At 35.0% G+C, this 19,633-nt stretch carries 17 protein-coding genes; 2 read left to right on the top strand and 15 right to left on the bottom strand.

Features of this window, described 5'->3' with window-relative positions:
- Positions 1-39 precede the first annotated feature (39 nt).
- Positions 40-162 carry a hypothetical protein gene (locus AN959_RS21860; RefSeq protein WP_256363922.1) on the bottom strand — a complete coding sequence of 41 codons (123 nt, stop codon included), beginning with the start codon at positions 160-162 and terminating at the stop codon, positions 40-42.
- 348 nt (positions 163-510) lie between these two features.
- Positions 511-1,803 (bottom strand): CitMHS family transporter, encoded by a 1,293-nt coding sequence (locus tag AN959_RS08465; RefSeq protein WP_056829874.1) that lies wholly within the window; start codon positions 1,801-1,803, stop codon positions 511-513.
- Positions 1,804-2,079: 276 nt separating this feature from the next.
- Here AN959_RS08465 and AN959_RS08460 point away from each other — a divergent pair, with 276 nt between their 5' ends.
- Positions 2,080-2,898, top strand: coding sequence for a GNAT family N-acetyltransferase (locus AN959_RS08460; protein WP_056829872.1), 819 nt, complete (start codon positions 2,080-2,082; stop codon positions 2,896-2,898).
- A 50-nt stretch (positions 2,899-2,948) separates the two neighbouring features.
- Here the strand turns inward: AN959_RS08460 and AN959_RS08455 are convergent, their stop codons facing one another.
- The 8 genes from AN959_RS08455 to AN959_RS08420 all read right to left on the bottom strand — a co-directional run bounded on the left by AN959_RS08455 (position 2,949) and on the right by AN959_RS08420 (position 12,078).
- The gene (locus AN959_RS08455; protein ID WP_056829870.1) at positions 2,949-3,206 is read right to left on the bottom strand and encodes a phage holin; all 258 of its coding nucleotides are present in this window, start codon (positions 3,204-3,206) and stop codon (positions 2,949-2,951) included.
- 82 nt (positions 3,207-3,288) lie between these two features.
- Positions 3,289-3,855: a GNAT family N-acetyltransferase gene (locus tag AN959_RS08450; RefSeq protein WP_056829868.1), complete on the bottom strand. Its 567-nt coding sequence runs from the start codon at positions 3,853-3,855 to the stop codon at positions 3,289-3,291.
- 201 nt (positions 3,856-4,056) lie between these two features.
- Entirely contained in the window at positions 4,057-5,103 is a 1,047-nt protein-coding gene (locus AN959_RS08445) for a LacI family DNA-binding transcriptional regulator (RefSeq protein WP_056829866.1), read from the bottom strand.
- A gap of 114 nt (positions 5,104-5,217) precedes the next feature.
- Complete coding sequence (locus AN959_RS08440) at positions 5,218-6,882, bottom strand: alpha-glucosidase (RefSeq protein WP_056829864.1); 1,665 nt, start codon at positions 6,880-6,882, stop codon at positions 5,218-5,220.
- Between the two features lie 85 nt (positions 6,883-6,967).
- Positions 6,968-8,497: an alpha-amylase family glycosyl hydrolase gene (locus AN959_RS08435; protein WP_056829862.1), complete on the bottom strand. Its 1,530-nt coding sequence runs from the start codon at positions 8,495-8,497 to the stop codon at positions 6,968-6,970.
- A gap of 21 nt (positions 8,498-8,518) precedes the next feature.
- Positions 8,519-9,361 carry a sugar ABC transporter permease gene (locus tag AN959_RS08430; protein ID WP_056829860.1) on the bottom strand — a complete coding sequence of 281 codons (843 nt, stop codon included), beginning with the start codon at positions 9,359-9,361 and terminating at the stop codon, positions 8,519-8,521.
- Entirely contained in the window at positions 9,361-10,641 is a 1,281-nt protein-coding gene (locus tag AN959_RS08425) for a carbohydrate ABC transporter permease (RefSeq protein ID WP_056829858.1), read from the bottom strand. The genes AN959_RS08430 and AN959_RS08425 overlap by 1 nt, the downstream gene beginning before the upstream one ends.
- A 144-nt stretch (positions 10,642-10,785) precedes the next feature.
- Complete coding sequence (locus AN959_RS08420) at positions 10,786-12,078, bottom strand: extracellular solute-binding protein (RefSeq protein WP_056829856.1); 1,293 nt, start codon at positions 12,076-12,078, stop codon at positions 10,786-10,788.
- Between the two features lie 364 nt (positions 12,079-12,442).
- On the opposite strand from AN959_RS08420, the gene AN959_RS08415 reads away from it, so the two are divergent.
- On the top strand, positions 12,443-14,188 hold the full coding sequence (locus AN959_RS08415; protein WP_056829854.1) for a glycoside hydrolase family 13 protein: 1,746 nt from the start codon (positions 12,443-12,445) through the stop codon (positions 14,186-14,188).
- Between the two features lie 204 nt (positions 14,189-14,392).
- On the opposite strand, the gene AN959_RS08410 is transcribed toward AN959_RS08415, so the two are convergent.
- The 5 genes from AN959_RS08410 to AN959_RS08390 form a co-directional block, all read right to left on the bottom strand.
- Positions 14,393-15,349, bottom strand: coding sequence for a tyrosine recombinase XerC (locus AN959_RS08410; protein WP_156350761.1), 957 nt, complete (start codon positions 15,347-15,349; stop codon positions 14,393-14,395).
- A 111-nt stretch (positions 15,350-15,460) separates the two neighbouring features.
- Positions 15,461-16,573, bottom strand: coding sequence for an endospore germination permease (locus AN959_RS08405; protein WP_056829852.1), 1,113 nt, complete (start codon positions 16,571-16,573; stop codon positions 15,461-15,463).
- Between the two features lie 20 nt (positions 16,574-16,593).
- The gene (locus tag AN959_RS08400) at positions 16,594-16,821 is read right to left on the bottom strand and encodes a hypothetical protein (RefSeq protein ID WP_056829850.1); all 228 of its coding nucleotides are present in this window, start codon (positions 16,819-16,821) and stop codon (positions 16,594-16,596) included.
- 5 nt (positions 16,822-16,826) lie between these two features.
- Positions 16,827-18,017 carry a Ger(x)C family spore germination protein gene (locus tag AN959_RS08395; RefSeq protein ID WP_056829848.1) on the bottom strand — a complete coding sequence of 397 codons (1,191 nt, stop codon included), beginning with the start codon at positions 18,015-18,017 and terminating at the stop codon, positions 16,827-16,829.
- A complete protein-coding gene (locus AN959_RS08390) occupies positions 18,018-19,601 on the bottom strand; it encodes a spore germination protein (protein ID WP_056829846.1) in 1,584 nt (527 codons plus the stop codon).
- Between the last annotated feature and the right edge of the window lie 32 nt (positions 19,602-19,633).

The raw sequence follows: 19,633 nt of genomic DNA, 5'->3' as shown, positions 1-19,633 counted from the left end.
AGTTCAAAATTCCCCTGAATTTAATGAGTGAGTAAATCTCTACGAGACGTTTTCAACTTGCATTAGGCAGCTTCCATGTTCAAGTGGGTCCTTCGGTACAAGCTTCTCAATCGTTAGCATTTCAAGTTGTTCACTTTCATTGATTTGGTTTTTAGTCATCATGATATTCAACACCTGAAAGTCTTAGAAGATTTAAAAACTCAACACTTTTTAGATTAGCCAACACTAGTCGATTGGAGTGGAAGGCGCGAAGACTCCTACGGGAACAGCACGAGCCAAAGCACCCGGACTGAGCATAGCGAAATTAATTTTTGCGACGAGCTTGCGCAGGAGCAAGGGAGAAGGCTGAGGCCGTGCCCGTGGAAAGTGTAGCGCCTGAAACGGAAATTGACGATTTCTTACTATGTATTGTAAATAAAGAAAGACTATAGACAATTTCTAATTTCTTTGAGTTTGTCTACAGTCTGAAAGTACCGTTCTATTTATAAATTAGAACGGTACTTTTTGATTTTACAACGAAATTACTCCAGTAAGCACAGCAGTTATGGTCATGACAATCGTCGTTCCAAATGCCCACTTAAATAAAAACTTTTGATGCTCTCCAAAATCCACTCCAACTAGTCCAATTAATATAAATGTTGCAGGTACTAAAGGAGATAGTGGAAATCCAGCTGTTGAATGTCCAAGCAAAGCGGCACGTCCAATCTCTACTGGGTCAATACCAAAACCGGCAGCCGTTTCAGCTAGAATGGGAAGAATACCAAAATAGTAAGCATCCGGTGAGAACACAAAGCTCATTGGAATACTAGTAATAGCTACGATAACAGGCAAATGGCTTCCAAGTGATTCAGGAATTACAGAAACTAAAGTAGATGCCATTGCATCCATCATACCTGTTCCACTAAAAATTCCAGTAAAAATACCAGCGGCAAATACCATCGTACTGATCATAACAAAACTATTTGCATGGCTTAAAATCTGATCTTGCTGTTTCTGAGCATTTGAATAATTGACAAAAAGTGCTATAGCATAAGCTACCGCAAACAAAATGGCAATTGGTAACACATCCATTACAAGTAAAACCATAAGAACAATCGTTAAAAATAGATTAAACCAATATTTAGTAGAAGTCCCCTTACTTGTTGCCGCAATCTCAAGAGATGCAGTGGAAGTTTCCTCTAATTTAACAATGCCTAATCTCTTTCTTTCTCTCTTGCCTAATATGTATGCTACAAAAAGTGCCCATAATAGTCCTGAAACCATAACAGGAATCAATGGTATAAACAAGTCAGATACATCTACCTGAAGGCTAGCTGAAGCTCTAACCAAAGGTCCACCCCATGGAATAATATTCATCACTCCAGCAGCCAGTCCTACTACCGAAGCTAATATTAAGCGATTCATCCCAAGTCTAGTGTATAGAGGTAACATTGCCGAAACAGTAACCATAAACGTTGAAGAACCATCTCCATCAAGCCCAACTAAAATAGTAATGATAGCAGTTGCAACTACAATCTTTAAAGGATCCCCTTTTACGACGTTTAAGATTTTATTAACCATTGGATCAAACAATCCTACATCAATCATTAATCCAAAATACAAAATAGCAAAAACAATCATAACCGCTGTTGGTGTTACATTGAGAATCCCGGCCATCATCATCTCACCCATATCACCTGCAAAACCACCTATTAATGCAAATACAACAGAAACACTGATGAAAGCAACAACCACGGACAGTTTTTTAGTGATAACTAATATTAAAAAAATACCAATCATACAAAATCCTAAAATTGACAACATAAAATAATAATTCCTCTCTTTTTTACTTTTCTAATAACGCTTTAGCTTAGTAGTGTAATAAGTACATAGAGTATATTTTATGCAATATATTTCTCTAGGTCAACATAATTTTTAGAATATTAATAAATGTAAGAAATAACAAAAAACGTTCATATATAGATTAACTTCCCTACTGGAATTTCATACTTTATATATAGCTTAAGTGATTGTATTTTCAAAAAATTATTGTAAACTAAAACCAAGTCATTTATTTTGTATATATTAAAAGGAGAACTTATGTTAACTAAAAAGCAATTACTAGATATAGAAAAACTACAAAAAGAATGTGAGAATCATGATCACATTCAATTAAAGCTAAATTGGGAGATGCTTCGTAATCGTACTTCCAAAGAATTGGATTTTTTGCTTTATGAAAATGAAGAATTAATAGCTTTTTTAGCATTATATCCTTTCGGTTCAACAGTAGAAGTATGTGGAATGGTTAAACCAAGTGAGCGTAGAAAAAATTACTTTACTCTCTTATTTAAACAAGGTATGGAAGTTGTCAAAGAAAAATCTTTTAGAAGAGTTTTATTAAATGCTCCAGCTAGTTCAATTGAAGCGAAAGCATTTTTAACAAAACAAGGTGCAATATACAGTTTCTCAGAACATCAAATGACATGGGAAGAAAAGGTGTTAGAAACAGTAGATGGATTTTCCTTACGCCACGCAAATGACAATGATTTAGATATGCGTATCCGCTTGTCTGTTGAAGCATTCGGGTTACCCGCATTAGATGCCGAAGAAATGGAAGTCAGAATTACCCAAGATAAGGACTCCGATATGTTAATGATTGATGTTGAAAATGAAACAGTCGGGAAAATTCGCATAAGAAGAGAAGATGGAGAGGCTTGGATATATGGTTTTTCCATCTTACCTACACATCAAGGCAAAGGTATAGGAAGAAAAGTATTACAACAAGTAGTACTCGAACAATCTAACTCTGGACAATCTGTTCATCTGGAGGTAGAAACTAAAAATGCACATGCACTCAAACTTTATGAATCAATTGGATTCAAAGTGGTCCATGCGCAAGATTATTACGATTATCAATAACAAAAAAATAGAACCAAAGCGATTTTATCATCGCTTTGGTTCTCTATTACTTATTTGAGTCCTTTATCCTTTAAATATTGCGTATTTCTTCGCGCTTTATAGCGAACATCATTATTCTTCCACCACGCCCAAATAGAAACTAAAAAAGTTACTAAAAGCGTCACTCCTAATTCTAGCTCTTCATCATTAAATGGTAGTGGACTATACCCTTTCATAACTAAAAATTGATTGATCCAGGCTATAAAAAGAATAATAGACCGTATAATCATCATTTTATCGAATGGTGCTAGTTTATCATTATTTGACATTACAGATTCCCCTCCTTAAGAAAATAATATGTTTATATACTATAATCATATGTCTTAACGGGTTTCTGCATTGGACTATCTTTTAATGTCTTTTATTATCGCTATCCATTTGACGCCAATCTTTTGCAAGCATCCCATAAATAACATGATCTACATAGTGATCATATAACCACTCTGCTTCACGTACGCAACCTTCTTCAGTAAATCCTAATCTTTCTGGTACTGCTCTACTTTTTTTATTTTCTACAGCTGCCCGTATCTCTACTCTATTTAACTTTAAGTCTAGTAAAGCATAATGGACAAAAGATTTAACCGATTTTGTCATTAATCCTAAGCCTCTATAACCATCACCAAGCCAGTAGCCTATACTTGTAGATTTGTTGTTCCAATCAATTTTGTGAAAACCGATAACCCCTGCAATTTTTCCTTCATACCATATACCAGCCTGTAATCCATTATTCTCACTAAATTGCTTCATAGTAGACTGTATAAAATTTTGAGTATCTCCAATTGATTTCGTGTAGTCTATAAATGGTAGCCATTCTCTTAACGTATCTTTTGAACGAATAGTTAAATCATATACTTGTTGTGCATCTTGCAAGTCAAGCATTTTCAGCTCGGTTTTATCATCCATTTTGAAAGTAAACATTATTTATCCCAACCCCTTAATTTTACATGTTTCATAGAATTTAGTTTACATAATATTATTATTAAACAACTTTCACGGAATTCTATTCATGAACAGCAAACAATCTCTATGAAAAAATATTACCACTCACTTATGTGAGTGGCAATATTACTTAGTTTTCATGCTCGGTAGAATTGCAGCACCCATTATGTATGATCACTTTTACTCTGCATCCAAACTTATTAGCTCTGTTGGAACCGCACATGACTGTCTAACAACTAAATGATGAGGAATGATTATTCGTTTGACTGGTTCATTTTCATTCTCTAGCATTTGAATTAAACTCCTCGCAGCTTGATAGCCTAGTTCTACAATATGAATATCAATTGAAGTAAGTGGCGGCCTGGACATTTCAGCAAATAATGCGTTATTAAAGCTTACAATTGATACTTCCGTTGGAATGTCAATTTGCATTTCTGTCAGTGTATTAACTACTCCCAAAGCCATCAAATCATCTGTAACAATAAAGGCTGTAGGTGGAATGCTTCTTCTAAGAAGTTCCATTACTGCTTCTTGTCCACCCTCACGTAAAAATTCCTCGTGAATAATATAGTCTTCATTTAGGACTATGTTAGAATCCTTCAGAGCTTCTTTATATCCAAGCAAACGATCCATCGTTACAGTTAGACTAGGACTACCTCCAATAAAGCCAATTTTTTTATGTCCTAGACCAATTATGTATTCAGTAGCTTCTTTTGCTGCTAAATAGTTATCATTATCAACATGAGTAATTTTCTCCACAAAGTCAAAAGGTTTACCTATCACGACAAAAGGAAATTTTCTATATTTTAAATAGGAAAGAATTTTGTCGTCTATACGAGAGTATAAAAGGATTATTCCATCTACCCTTCCCCCCTGGACCATTTGCACAACTCCATGATATAACTCCTCTTCCGTTTTCCCAGTAGTCATTTGAAGTGCATAGTGTTTTTCATGCGCACCTTCACTTAATCCCTGAATAACCTCTGCAAAGAATGGGTTTTGAAAAAACACACCAGACGAGTGAGGTAATACAAGACCTATCACTTTAGTGGATTGGCTTGCAAGACTGCGTGCAATAAAATTAGGATGGTATCCTAGTTGCTCCATCGCTTCTCTCACACGTTTCTTCGTCGTTTCACTAATACGAGGACTATTTGCAATCACCCGAGAAACTGTAGAAGGTGCAACATTTGCCAATTTTGCCACATCTTTAATCGTAATAGCCATTAAAATTCCCTCACTCTCTTCCATAAATAACATTATACAAAATCATCGTTTCCATTAAAACATTGTATCTAATACTATATTTTTAAAACTGGGAGCCTCCATATACATTTCTTACTATTTGAATAAATATACTCTTACTTCATAAGGCTTTAGGAAAACATCCTTTGTTAATTGACTAGGAGTATCTTCATAATTAAATAGTAATAATTCAGCCTCAAGGTTTGGAAGATCATCTAACTTCAGTTCCGATTCATAATGCCGGAAATTACACAGCACAACTGCAAACTGACCCAAGAATGAGCGTGTATATATATATACATCAGGATGATTTTCAAGCCATACATCATATTCCCCATAAACAAAAATCGGGTTATCTTTTCGCAACTGGATCATCCTTTTGTAGAAATGATAAATAGAGTTTTCATCAATCAGTTGGTAATTTACATTGATTTTCAAATAGTTAGGGTTAACTTTCATCCAAGGGAGACCATCGGTGAATCCACTGTTTAACGTATTATCCCATTGCATTGGCGTTCTAGAATTGTCACGTCCATTCGTCCAAATTGTTTCCATTACATCCTCATGTGAACGTTCTTTAGCAATCTCGAGAGTATAGTAATTCTTCATGCCGATATCATCATAGTCTTCAATGGTAGGAAATTTGACATTTGTCATCCCTATTTCCTGCCCCTGATAGATGAAAGGAGTACCCTGCATAAGAAAATAGAATGCAGCCAACATTTTTGCACTTTCGTTCCAGTGCTCTTGATCATTTCCCCAACTAGAAACGCTACGTGGTTGGTCATGATTTTCTAAGAAAAGAGCATTCCAGCCTTTAAGGTGTAAACCTTTCTGCCATTTGGTCAGTGTTTTTTTAAGTCCGATGACATCGACCGTTTTATCTAGCTCCTTATTCCATAAGCCAAGGTGCTCAAACTGAAAAATCATATCAAATTTCCCATTTTCCTCCCCAACCCATTCATCAGCTTCATCCAAGCTGACTCCGTTAGCTTCACCAACAGTCATAATATCGTACTTTGAAAAAGTTTCCTCTTTTAACTCTTTTAAATAGTCTTGTATACCAGGTTGGTTTGTATGCATTTCAAAAGCAGAGACATATTTTACTCCTTGAGAATTAGGCATATCCGGCATTCCATCGCGCTTCTTTATATGGCTGATTGCATCTACACGGAATCCATCTATTCCTTTATCCAACCACCAGTTAACCATATTGAATAATTCTTCTCGAACTTCTCGGTTTTCCCAATTTAAATCAGGCTGCTTAATAGCAAACAAATGAAGATAATATTGTTTTGTTAACAAATCGTACTCCCATGCACTTCCAGAGAAGATACTCTCCCAGTTATTTGGAGCTTCATCTTCTTTACCATCTCTCCAAATATACCAATCTCTCTTAGGATTATCTTTGGAGGAGCGGGATTCGATAAACCAAGGATGTTCATCGCTTGTATGATTGATTACCAAATCTAGTATCAACTTCATGCCTCTTGCATGTACCTGTTTTAATAATTCATCAAAATCCTCGATGTTTCCGTACTGTTTTGAAATACCTTGATAATCACTAATATCATAACCATTGTCAGCATTAGGTGACTTATAAAACGGACAAATCCAAATTACATCTACCCCTAAATTCTTCAAATAATCTAACTTTGAAATGATTCCGCGTAAATCACCAATCCCATCCCCATTGCTATCCATAAAACTTCTAGGATACACCTGATAACATACTGCTTCTTTCCACCATTTTCTTTCCATATAACGAAGTACTCCTCTCGTTCTGAGCTTTACAAAGTATATTACTGTAATCAGTCGACTGGAGCGCATATGTTCGTGCCATTCGCTAATTCACATTTTGTTTTTTTCTCTTTTTAATCCAAACATATAGGGAGACTGCAAATAAAATAACTATAGAACCGGCTATATATATCCAAGTAATTCCACCGCGGTTTCTAAGTTCATATATTTCTGATTGGCCACTTTTAAGTTCAATGGAATATTGCTTCCCATCTGATTTAAAGTTTCCCCCATTAAGCAGACCTATTAATTCTTTTCCTTTTTCAAGTCCTTCCGTAAGCACTACCTTTTGGCTTTCTGAAGTATTATTGATTGCTACAACAACTGTTTCTGCTTGATAGGTACGTTTGAATACCGCCATTCCCTCTTCTTCATATAAAAGTTCCATGTTCCCTCTTGTGAGTGATGATAAGTCTTGCCTCAACTTGCCAAGCTTGGATAGATAGTTAATTAAATCGTCATTCGAATTAAATTCCATCATTCTACGATTATCCGGGTCATTTCCGCCATCCATCGCGTTTTCAGTTCCATAATAAACAATTGGTATTCCAGGAACCGTATATAAAAAAGTTAAACCTTGCTTCACTTGAGTAACCGGATCTTGGTTATTGTTAATTGCCAGATGAGCGAACCTCGGTATGTCATGAGTGTCCAAAAACTGCCCCAACTTTTCAGGTCTATCGAATGTCTTTTGATTACGATCATTATTTGAAAATAGCCAACCTAATGATTGGTCCGTTTTTTCAAAAGCAGTACGTAAACTATCATTCTGCGAAAAGTCAAGAAACCCATCAATACCTGTATCCTGATACCCTATAATTACATTAGGATTATCATGCCATACCTCACCAATGAGAAAGAAGGAATCTTTTTCTGATTTAACAGCAGCTGAAAACTCCGTCCAAAAATCCTTTGGAACATGCTTTACTGTATCTAATCTGTAACCATCAATATCTGTCTCGTTAATCCACCATTTTGCCGCATCTATTAAATACTTTCTTACTTCCGGGTTACCCTGATTTAAATCTGGTAGATCATAAAGCCAACCATTCTCCACTTCATTTGGATCGTCCCAATTAGAAATTGGTTTTTTTTCGTGAAACCAATCTTGTTTACTAGAATCGGATAGCCACTCATGGTTAGGTCCTACATGGTTAACGACAAAATCTAAAATAACCTTCATATCTCGATCATGAGCTTCTTTAACGAGGGTCTTGAATTCTTCCATCGTACCGAAGTGATCATTTGTTTTATAAAAATCATTTATCCAATAGCCATGATAGCCTTTTTCCGTATTTTCAATGATTGGTGTCAGCCAAATTGCTGTGAAACCCATTTCTTTTAAGTAGTCGAGCTTGTCGATGACGCCTTTAAAGTCACCACCGTGATACGCAAGCGGGTCATTTGGGTTTGCTTCGTTGTCATTACGAACATCTCCGTTATTGAATCGGTCCACCATAATCATATAGATGGTCTCGTCCTGCATCTTTCGCTCTTCGTTTGCATGAACAGGCTGAAATTTAAAATTAGTAATTAAAAGTAAAGTTAATACAAATAGTACAATACACTTTTTCATGTCTTTCCTCCCGGCAAATTCTTACCCCTTTGTACCACCTGATGTAAGGCCAGATATAAAGTATTTCTGGAAAGTCAAGAATAAGATGGTAATTGGAATAGCAATCAAAACCGAGCCGGCAGCAAAAGTAGTAAACTCATTACCGAACTGCTTGGATACCAATTCATATAAACCAACACCCATCGTAAATTTTTCCTCTGAACGTAGCATAATTCGAGCAAGGATAAAATCCCCAAAAGGAGCGATGAATGAAAATAGAGCTACTACCGCAATAATTGGTTTGGCTAGTGGCATAATAATCTGCCAAAAGATGCGAAGATGTCCAGCACCATCCATTCTAGCTGATTCATCTAACTCCTTTGGAATAGTATCAAGATATCCCTTCATCAGCCATGTATTCATTGGGATTTGTCCTCCTACATATATAAGAATCAGCCCTAAATGAGTGTCTAAGAGATTTGTTCTTTGTGCGAGAACAAAAATTGCTATAAGAGCAGCAAAGTTAGGAATCATTTGCAAGACCAAAAAAGTAAGAAGCCCATTTTTTCGTCCAAAAAAACGATAACGAGAAAAGGCATAACCAGTGAGAGAAACACTTATTACAGCTAAAACCATTGTGATTAAACTAATTTTCATGGAATTTATATACCATAAAATATAATTAGACTTTTCTGTATCAAACAGATCTAGATAATGCTTGAATGTAGGATTTTCTGGAAACATGGAGGATCCAGAAAGACTTTGTCCAGGATTAAGGGATGATCCTATTACCCAAAGAAGTGGGTAAATGACAACCACAACTGCAATAAGTAGGAGAAGATATGAAACTGTTAGTCTGATAATCTTTTCAGTCTTATTAGTCATTACATCATATCCTCCTCTTTAAATGAATTGGTCCGTTTGAATTGCCATAATGCAACAGCAATTATAACAACTGATAATAGCATCGTTATTGCCGCTGCCTTTCCGTATTGACCAGAAGTCATCGTTAATTTATAGATCCAGGAAATCAATATGTCACTACCTCCGGCATTTTGCCCTGGTAAAGCTGGTCCCCCGCCGTTGAAAAGGAAGATTACATTGAAATTATTAAAATTAAATGTATACTGCGTGATTAGAATCGGTGCTGTTGCGTATAAAACCATTGGTAAAGTAATACTACGAAATTTCTGCCAAATGGAAGCACCGTCCACGTTTGCAGCTTCATATAATTCATCAGGAATTGACTGTAAAACCCCAGTTGTCATTGCAAAAACAAATGGAAAGCCTAGCCATGACTGAATAAAAATTAAGGCTACACGTGTCCATAACTCTTCTGTCATCCATGGAAGGGGTTCAATACCAAAAAAATGGAGTATACTCATATTAATTACTCCGAAAGATTCATTGAACATTCCAGAAAAAATTAGAATAGAGATAAAGGCCGGTACAGCCCATGGCAGAATCAAAATCGTCCGAAAAACTACCTTTCCTTTCAAGTCCTTTTGATTGACTAATACAGCTAAAAAGATTCCTATTGCTGCTTGTAGTGTCGTTGCTCCGAATGTCCATACTATAGTCCATCCAAGTACTCCAAAGAATGTTTTTCTCCAAAGATCCAATTTGAAGATATCAATATAGTTTTGAATTCCTACCCAATCAACTAGTTTAGCAGGTGGAGAATGGTACAAATCATAGTTAGTAAAAGATAGTAGAATAACAAAAATGATAGGAAATATAACAACGAAGATTAACAATAAAAAACCAGGGGATATCATCAAATATGGAAAGCCATTGTCCAAGAGGTTATGATATTGTTCCTTCACACTGTTTAAAGAAAAGCCTTCATCTCGTTTTCTTCCATTATAATAAGCATCATAAATGTTAAAAGCATAGATAACTAAACCTATTATGGCTACAAGCAAAGCGATAATTCCATCTATTAGCAAGAAGATGGAATGGTCAAGAATTGGAATTTCACCAAGTGTGAATAATCCCCAAAATCCCCAACTTAAAGTTTGAGAAAAGCTACCAAAAAATGCTGCAGCTAATACGAGGAAAATAATACCCTTCACAATCTGTCTGTTATAAAATTGTCCGAAGCCAGGAATTATCGATAATATGCCCGCATTTCGTTTATGTTTGGTTGTGACATTTCTGTCCATTGCCCATGTTGCCTCCTTCTTTCCTTTGAAAGGAGAGTTTTCTCTACTATTGCGCAAGCATTTGCTTTTATTTTTTTGTATGAAAATACTAATATACAAGCAAAGCCATGCTTCCTGATGGAAACATGCCTTTGCCTTCAAACATTAATTAGGGTGATTTGTTTCAATATTTGTCTTAATCGTTTTTACTGCATCATCCATTGCTGCTTGCGGCTCTGCTTTGCCTGTAGCAATCGTTTGCAATGCAGATGCACCTGGCCCCCAAACCTCACTCATTTCAGGAATGTTTGGCATTGGTACAGCATACTGAGATTGAAGAGCTACAGCTTTTGCACCTTCATTTTCAGCAATAATTGGATCTTCAATCAACGTTTTTACAGGTGGGATTTCTTGTGTAGTTTCGAAACGAGTTTTAGCATTCTCTTCGTTTGTTAACCATTCCACCAATTTTGTAGACCAATATTTATGCTCTGTAAATGCTGTTACATGCCAACCTTTAACTCCCATAAACGTTTTCATATGCTCTCCATTTGGTAGAGTAGGCATAGCAGAAATCCCAATATCGATTCCAGCGTCCTTCATGCTTTGGAAAGCCCATGGTCCGTTCATTACAGAAGCAATTTTTCCTTCGTTGAAAAGTCCGTCTCTAGTAGAGCCACCACTTTCCCCTATGATTCCTTTTGGGAACAATCCTTCTTTATACCATTTTTGAATATATTCGGCTCCTTCAACTGCTCCTTCGTTATTCAACCCAACGTCTTCACGATCAAGTGCACCATCATTATCCTTAAATACATATCCGCCCATCCCAGCTATTACACCATGAGCAAAGTAAAAGTCATCCCACACAGCGATAAATCCAAACTGTTTACCATCTGTAAATTTCTTTGAGAACTCATATACTTCATCCATTGTTTTAGGTGCTTCTGGCATCAAAGCTTTGTTATAGATAAATACTGGAGTTTCAGTAGCTTTTGGTAATCCATAAAGTTTACCGTCGTATTTTTGTGCATTCACTGAAGATTCCGTGAAAGTTGACAGTACTTCGTCACTTACTTCTATTTCTTGAATTAAACCTTCTGTAACAACCTGACCAATTTGATCATGCGGTAAAGTAACGACATCTGCTCCAGTCCCAGAAGGACCATCTAAACGAAGCTGATCTCGCATTTTATCAGCCATACCTAATTCTTTAAACTCGACTTTAATACCTGTTTCTTTTTCGAAAGACTCAATTGCAGGTTTCAAAGCAATTGATTTATCTGTATCTTCCCATACAACTAGTTTTTCTGGTTTTGCAGGTTCATCTGATGCGTTTTCAGTATTTTCATTGACATTAGAGCTTACTGGAGTAGTTCTTTCCCGATCTGGTCCACAGGCAGCAAGTATTGCAACAATAAGAACAAGCATGGATATCATGGATAGTGACTTTTTCATTTCTTTAACCCCTCCTATTTGTTTCTTTCTCGACTTCCCCCAAGTTGGACAAACGCTTGCACAATTATTTAAATGAAAACGCTAACATATAATTCGTTAGAGAAATATATTTTTTCAAATATCTCTTTAGAACTGATTTCTCAAGGCATTAAGAGATTACTATTTACATAAAAATTATGAAAGCGATTGCACAACTTATGGTTTTATTATACATTTATTCTAAGAGTACACAATCCCCTTTTTTATTTTTTCAAAAAATATTTAATATTTCGTTATTCATTCGTATTTATAATGCTTCATGTATTACTATCCCAAAGCTTTAATATTGTACTGAAAGAGATTAAACATCAAAAGGAGATAAGTTATGGAAAAAGCAGCTATTTTTCACAGACCGAGTGACAATTTTGCATATTTACTAGACAATCACACCCTTCAAATACGGCTTAAAACGAAAAAAAGTAATATACAGGCGGCTTCATTAATTATGGGTGATCCATATATATGGGAAAATGGAGAATGGCAGTTTTCTGAAATTCCAATGAACCTAGTTGGAAACGACGATTTGTTTGATTACTGGGAAGTGGATGCTTATTCCGAGACTAGTAGAATTCGATACGGATTTAGACTAACATCCCTAACTGAAGAATCCATCTATACTGAAAAAGGATTTTATGATATCCCCCCTACTGACAGTGATTATTATTTCTGTTTTCCCTATCTTCATAAGAATGAACTTTTCAATGCTCCAAGTTGGGTGAAGGACACTGTTTGGTATCAAATCTTCCCAGAGCGCTTCGCTAATGGGAATCCTTCTATAAACCCTGAAAATGCTAAAGCATGGGGTAGCGAGCCACCAGCAGTGAATAATTTCTTTGGTGGAGATTTTGAAGGAATTACAGAACACTTAGATCATCTAACAGATATAGGCGTGAATGGAATCTATTTAACACCTGTGTTTAAAGCTTATTCAAATCATAAGTACGACACGATCGACTATATGGAACTTGACCCTCAGTTTGGAGACGCTGACTCTTTAAAGAAGCTGATTACTGAATGTCATCAACGTGGCATTAAAGTTATGCTTGATGCTGTTTTCAATCATAGCGGATACTATTTCCCTCCTTTTCAAGATGTTTTAGAAAAAGGTGAGAATTCTAGTTTTAAAGATTGGTTTCACATTCATAGCTTTCCGGTCCAAGGTGGATCAAAACCTAATTACGAAGCATTTGGTTTTGTTGACTCCATGCCAAAATTAAATACTTCTAATCCAGAAGTAAAAAAATATTTGCTTGAAGTAGGGACATATTGGATAAGAGAATTTGATATAGACGGATGGAGACTAGATGTAGCAAATGAAGTAGACCATCCCTTCTGGCGTGAGTTCAGGACTGTAGTCAAAGATGCAAAGCCGGATATTTATATACTGGGGGAAATATGGCATGATTCTATGCCTTGGCTTAGAGGAGATCAGTTTGATGCAGTGATGAACTATCCATTTAAAACAAATGTATTGAATCTGCTAGCAAAGAAAACGATCAGTTCTAAACAATTCGTAGAAAATATGAGTAAAGTATACTATAGTTACCCGAAGAATATAGTTGATTTTACTTTTAATCTAGTTGGTAGTCATGACACTTCAAGAATTCTTACTGAATGCGAAGATGATGTAAAGCGTACAAAGCAGGTTTTCACTATCTTACTAACATTTATGGGAACCCCTTGTATTTATTATGGTGACGAAATCGGTCTTACAGGTGAATTGGATCCTGGCTGTAGAAAATGTATGGATTGGAACACTGAAAATCATCATGATGAGTTAAAGAATCATATTCGTACTTTAATTACACTTCGAAAAAAAGAGAAATTATTGGCAAATGAAGGATCGGTAAAGTTCCTTTTCCCAACAGAAGAAAATGGTATATTTGGTTATCAAAAATACTCTGACAACAAATCAATTATCGTTTTACTTAACCCTAGCTCTTTAAAACAAGCTTTTCCTTTAGAAGAAAATCTAGATTATTCGGTTCTTTATAGTTCCGAAACGGAGATGGAGTCTTTACAAATTAATATAGGAGCAAATGGTTTTTGTATCCTCTCTTACACGCACTAAGCATTGAATAGACTGACATGAACATTAAATGAAAATAGAAGTGAATCGTCTCTTTAGTTAAGAGACGGTTTGCTTTTATTTTGATAATCTAAATCCATAAAATCATTTTAGTTTACATAATAATATTATTTTATTCTAAATGATNGCTTTTATTTTGATAATCTAAATCCATAAAATCATTTTAGTTTACATAATAATATTATTTTATTCTAAATGATTAAATGGATTATTATCGATTACTTGTTGAATCTCCTTATCCTCCACATGGGTATATATTTGAGTAGTAGAAACACTTGTGTGACCCAAAATATGTTGTAGACTTCGAATGTCAGCCCCATTCTTATACATGATTGTTGCGGAAGTATGTCTTAACTTATGTGGGGTTATTTTTTCTTTTTGTATACCAGCGTCTTCCTTAATTTGTTTAATAATCTTTGCAACGGTTTGACGGGTAAGTCTCGTTCCTTTTTGGGACAAAAAGAGCGCTTCAAGGTTACTTGCACCATGTATGTACTTTCTCTCCTTCTCTTTATATATTTCAAGAGATCTCAAGCATACATTATTCATAAATACTGTTCGTTCTTTATCACCTTTACCTATAACACTTAGCAAATTGCCTTGTATCGAATTAATATTTAAATTGCATAGTTCAGAAACGCGAATCCCTAAATTTAAAAAGAACATGACCATACTAAAATTACGGTAATAGTGATTATTTCTTCTAATTGCTGCTATAAACTGTTCAGCTTCCTGTTGATTCATATAAATTGGTTTCTTTTTCCCTATTTTCGGTGACTCCAATTCATCTGCAGGATTATACTCCAATAATCTTCTTTTTCCTTTTAAATATTTGAAAAATGATTTGATCGTTGCTGCCTTTCTTGCTCTAGAAGCAGTGCTATTATTTCTTTGGACCTCACAGTACTCCAAAAACAAGTAAATGTCCTCTAAAGTAACTTCTCTAATCCATTCAATGTTTATATCCGATATGTTTATCGTCTGTATTTCACCTGGATCTATGTCATCTTCAATCGCCTTTAAAAAACGAAAAAACAATTTAAGGTCGTACTCGTATTCTTTTCTCGTTCTTAAAGATTTTCCTTTAATAGTTGTTAAGTAAACTAAAAAGTCCTTCATTATTTTCGGTATCTCTCTTTGCAATTCTTTCACCTCACCTCTTTGTCTCCTATTTTATCACAAAATAAGGTTCCCAAATATGTATTTGGGAACCTTATTTAAAACGACGAAACGTTTCAAACACTTAAATTACTTTTATAAGTGCTGTGGATCTTTCTTCAATTTTTTCTTACGTAGCATATAAACCCCTATAAGCAGTATAGGAATAACAATTCCAACAATGCTTGACAGTGTTATCGCTAATTTTGAATCAAACTTATATTGATCCATAATATCTGGGAAAAATAGGAGGGAAAGTACAACCATAATGATTCCTATAGGTGACGTCAACGGGCGATAATCTTTTATATTTAATATTTGTGACAATCCAAAAATGGCAGCAAAGAAATATAGAATAGATTTAAAAAATAAACATAAAATCCAAAGGGTAGCCATTAATGACTCTATTCGTGTAAAAAAATCGCCTACATTAATCACTTTCGCTAAGGCATAGCTTGGATAAACTTGTCTTGCTGTAGTATTAGAACCTAATACAAGAATACACAAAAAGGTGATTAGGATGATCACAATACTACCAACAATATTACCTATAAAAAAGTTTCTCCTTGCTTTCTTAATCTCTTTCAAAAAAGCAGGAAAAATAACCAATAAGGTAATTGAATTCACTGTTGAAACAATAATCAACACAAACGATGCCTCAAGAATCGTAGTAGGTTTTGACTGAAAAAATGGCTCGATATTCTCATAATTTATCTGTGGAGTTATGGATAAACTCAGAATAATAAAAAGAATAAAAAAAACAAATATTAAAATTTCTGCAGAACGAGCAATTGTTTCTATCCCTAAACGAACCCCCATCACAATAATAATGGCCATTAAAATATTTAATGGAGCCATCGGTGTTTTTGGGTACATTTGTGTTATTAAAAATGTACCCGAGTGTGCGAGCAATGCGGATGAGTATAGAAAAAGCATAAGTACAAAGATTATTGAAAAGGTTTTACCTAACACTTTTCCAAAGACTTTTTCATTTACTTGAATGTAGGTTAGTTTCGGAAACCACAGAGAAATAATTGTATATAACCAAATAACAAGCAGCCCAACCAATGTGGCTACAATAGTAGCAATCCAAGAATCCTGCTCAATTTTAATAGCTAGAATAGATGGAACATAAAGGATGCTTGAACCAATTGTAAAAAAAATAACCAAAACTAAAAATTGAAAGGAACTTATTTTTTCTTTTTGCATCCTTGCACATCCTCTATCACTTAACTTTTACTAAACAGATTGTAAATTGGTTGAAGAATATAAGAGAGTATATCTACTGGTGACATCTTTTTCACATCAAACGAATATAGAATACCTGAAACTACTCCGATCACTAACAGAATTATAAATACTATTAATTCTTTTTTTAATTTTTTTTGTACAAGTGACGGAACCTCCATAATTACTATCACAGTCGCCAACAATAAAATACCTATACTACTTACCACAAGTTTCAATCCTTTATCGTTTTTAGAATCGGATTAATGACAGATCCCGTATGTCTAATTTCAACTTTTACCTTTATATTGACAGGTACTTCTTTAAACTCTTCATCCCAATTCTTCTTTAATTTTTTCCATTCCTCTGGATGATCTTGATGGATTTTCGCACCAAATCCAAAAATGTCTGAACCCAAATCCTCTTGTACAAATTTAACCGTATCATTTATATTTTTTTTAATTTCCTCTTCGTAGAGCTTGTTTAGCTTTTTAAAGGTTTCTTCTTTATTTAGATCAATTTGACAATCCACTTCCCCAACATTCCCAGTGAGATGAACACTTACTTCTATTTCTGGTTTCCCATTCGCCATTTTACTTTTTAATTTTGTCTTAGAAGTAATTCCATGCACATTTAATGTCCCTTCATCAGGGCAAGACAAGATTCCTATCGTATTTTTTACATGATTCGTTATACTGTTATATCCTTTACCTTCCTCTGGAGACAACCAGCCTACGAGCTTGTCATGATTAAATACAGCTATCTCTTCCAATTTTAAATATGCAGAAGGAAGTATAGTCTTCACATTCTGTTTACTAGAGCCGCTCTTTTCATCTCCTAACACTTTAATTCCTGTTAAAACACCTTCTTTACCCTCTCGTTCTAAATCAGTAATAAGTTTAACTAGTGTCATTGCAGTGGTACTGGATAAACTTTCTTCGGATGTTTTAAGTATATGAAAGAAATTATTAGCAGGTATGTTTTCTAAAGTAGTTTGCACGTTTAATATTTTTTCAGCAGTACTATCTTTTGCAATAGCTAAATAAAAATCTGATCGAACTTCCCAATATCTTGATAAATAATCTAAAAGGGAACCAATTCCCTCTTGCGCCAACTCCTCTCCAATAATCACCATTTGAAGATGTCCGAAGTACAATGTTCTTGGTGAAATGGATGTTACATTCCGAATCGCTTCATTAATAGTTTTACCTTTAGCTATAAACAGAGTAACAGGAGAACGACCAGTACCTCCCTTTATAGGAGAAACTTCTCCAGGTAAGACGACTTGAATAGAAGCAAGATATTCATCATCTATCTTATCTATTCCTAGCCCCATTACTAAAGCTAACTCATTTAATTCTCGTTTATCCCAACAGCCAGTTAACATCAGACTAAGTAATGATAAAACAATCAAGCATTTCTTCATTTACTTTCCCCTTGATTCTCTAGATGGTTTTGAGTAATTTTGTCTTCTTTTATTTTTTGATATTAAACTAGGACGAAATAACATCTTCCAAATTGGTAAACGAACAAACGTATCTTTTTGTCCAGAAGCACTAAATGGTCCTAGTGGAGACATGTAGGGAACCCCAAAAGATTTTAAACTAGATAAATGCAATAATAGTGCGATTAAGGCTATGAGTATGCCATATAATCCAAACGCACTTGCTATAATCATAAAAAGAAAACGTAGTATTCTTCCGGCAACTGCAATATCATACGTTGGGGATACAAAGCTTGATATAGCAGTAATAGATACAACGATAACCATTGCTGCCGAAATAATACCCGCTTCTACCGCAGCGGTTCCAATAACAAATGCCCCTACTATTGACATTGCTGAACCAATAACACGAGGCATTCTAAGTCCTGCTTCGCGTAATATTTCGAAGGTAAGTTCCATAATAACTGCTTCTATAAAAGCAGGAAAAGGAACTCCCTCACGTTGTGCTGCCAAACTAATGAGTAAATCCGGTGGAATAATTTCATGATGAAATGTAATAACAGCAATATAAAAGGAAGGAGCTAGCATGGATATTCCAAATGATACAAATCGAAGAGATCGAATAAAACTGGCCATGATTGTACGCTGATAATAATCCTCAGAAGACTGAAAGAACTGAACAAATAATGCTGGAATAATTAATGCAAAAGGTGTCCCATCAACTAAAAGTGCTACTCGGCCTTCTAATAATGCAGCTGAAACTATATCTGGACGTTCTGTATTATATACAGTTGGAAAAGGAGAATATTGAGAATCCTGTATAAACTCCTCAATATTTGCACTTTCCAATATTCCATCTATATCTATCCGTTTTAGTCTTTGTCGCAATTCTTGGATTACTTTTTCATCAGCTACTCCGTTTATATACATTATTGCAATATTTGTTTTAGTGCGTTTCCCGACTTCTGATGATTCCATCCATAAATTCTTGTCTTTTATAATTCTTCGAATCAATGCAGTATTAACTCGTAAATTTTCAGAGAATGCTTCTCTTGGACCTCTAATAACGCTTTGGGCTGATGGTTCTGTTACTCCCCGTTCTATCCAGTGCTTATTACCGATGATAAATCCAGTCGAATAGCCATCGACTAAAAATATCGCATCTCCAGATAACAAAGCAGTGAATAAATCCTCAAATCTAGTTAAATCTTTAATTTCACCAACCGTCATTGCGAAGTCCTTTAAGTTGTTCATCAGATTAGGATTAGTCTCTAGTTCATTATTTTTAAAATCCAGCATCAAAGTTTCCATAATGAAATTTTGTAAAGAACTTGTATCGCTTAATCCATCTGTATATATAATTCCGGCACTTATAGCACCACCTGGACCGAATTTAAGCTCACGAAAAATAATATCTGTGCTTTCTCCGAGGGAATCTTTTATAAGTTGTAAATTTTCTTTTAGGGTTGAATATAAAAAAGTCATGTCCTTTGACTCAACTTTCTTACTAGCGGGCGGAGACAAGGGATTTAGGACAATATTATGTTTATTTTTAAAGAAACTCATTATCTCCCTCAATTCTTTCCTATTATAAAGAA

The organism is Psychrobacillus sp. FJAT-21963 (genome assembly GCF_001420585.1).
Taxonomy (GTDB): Bacteria; Bacillota; Bacilli; order Bacillales_A; family Planococcaceae; genus Psychrobacillus.
This window is presented reverse-complemented; position numbering and strand designations above follow the sequence as displayed.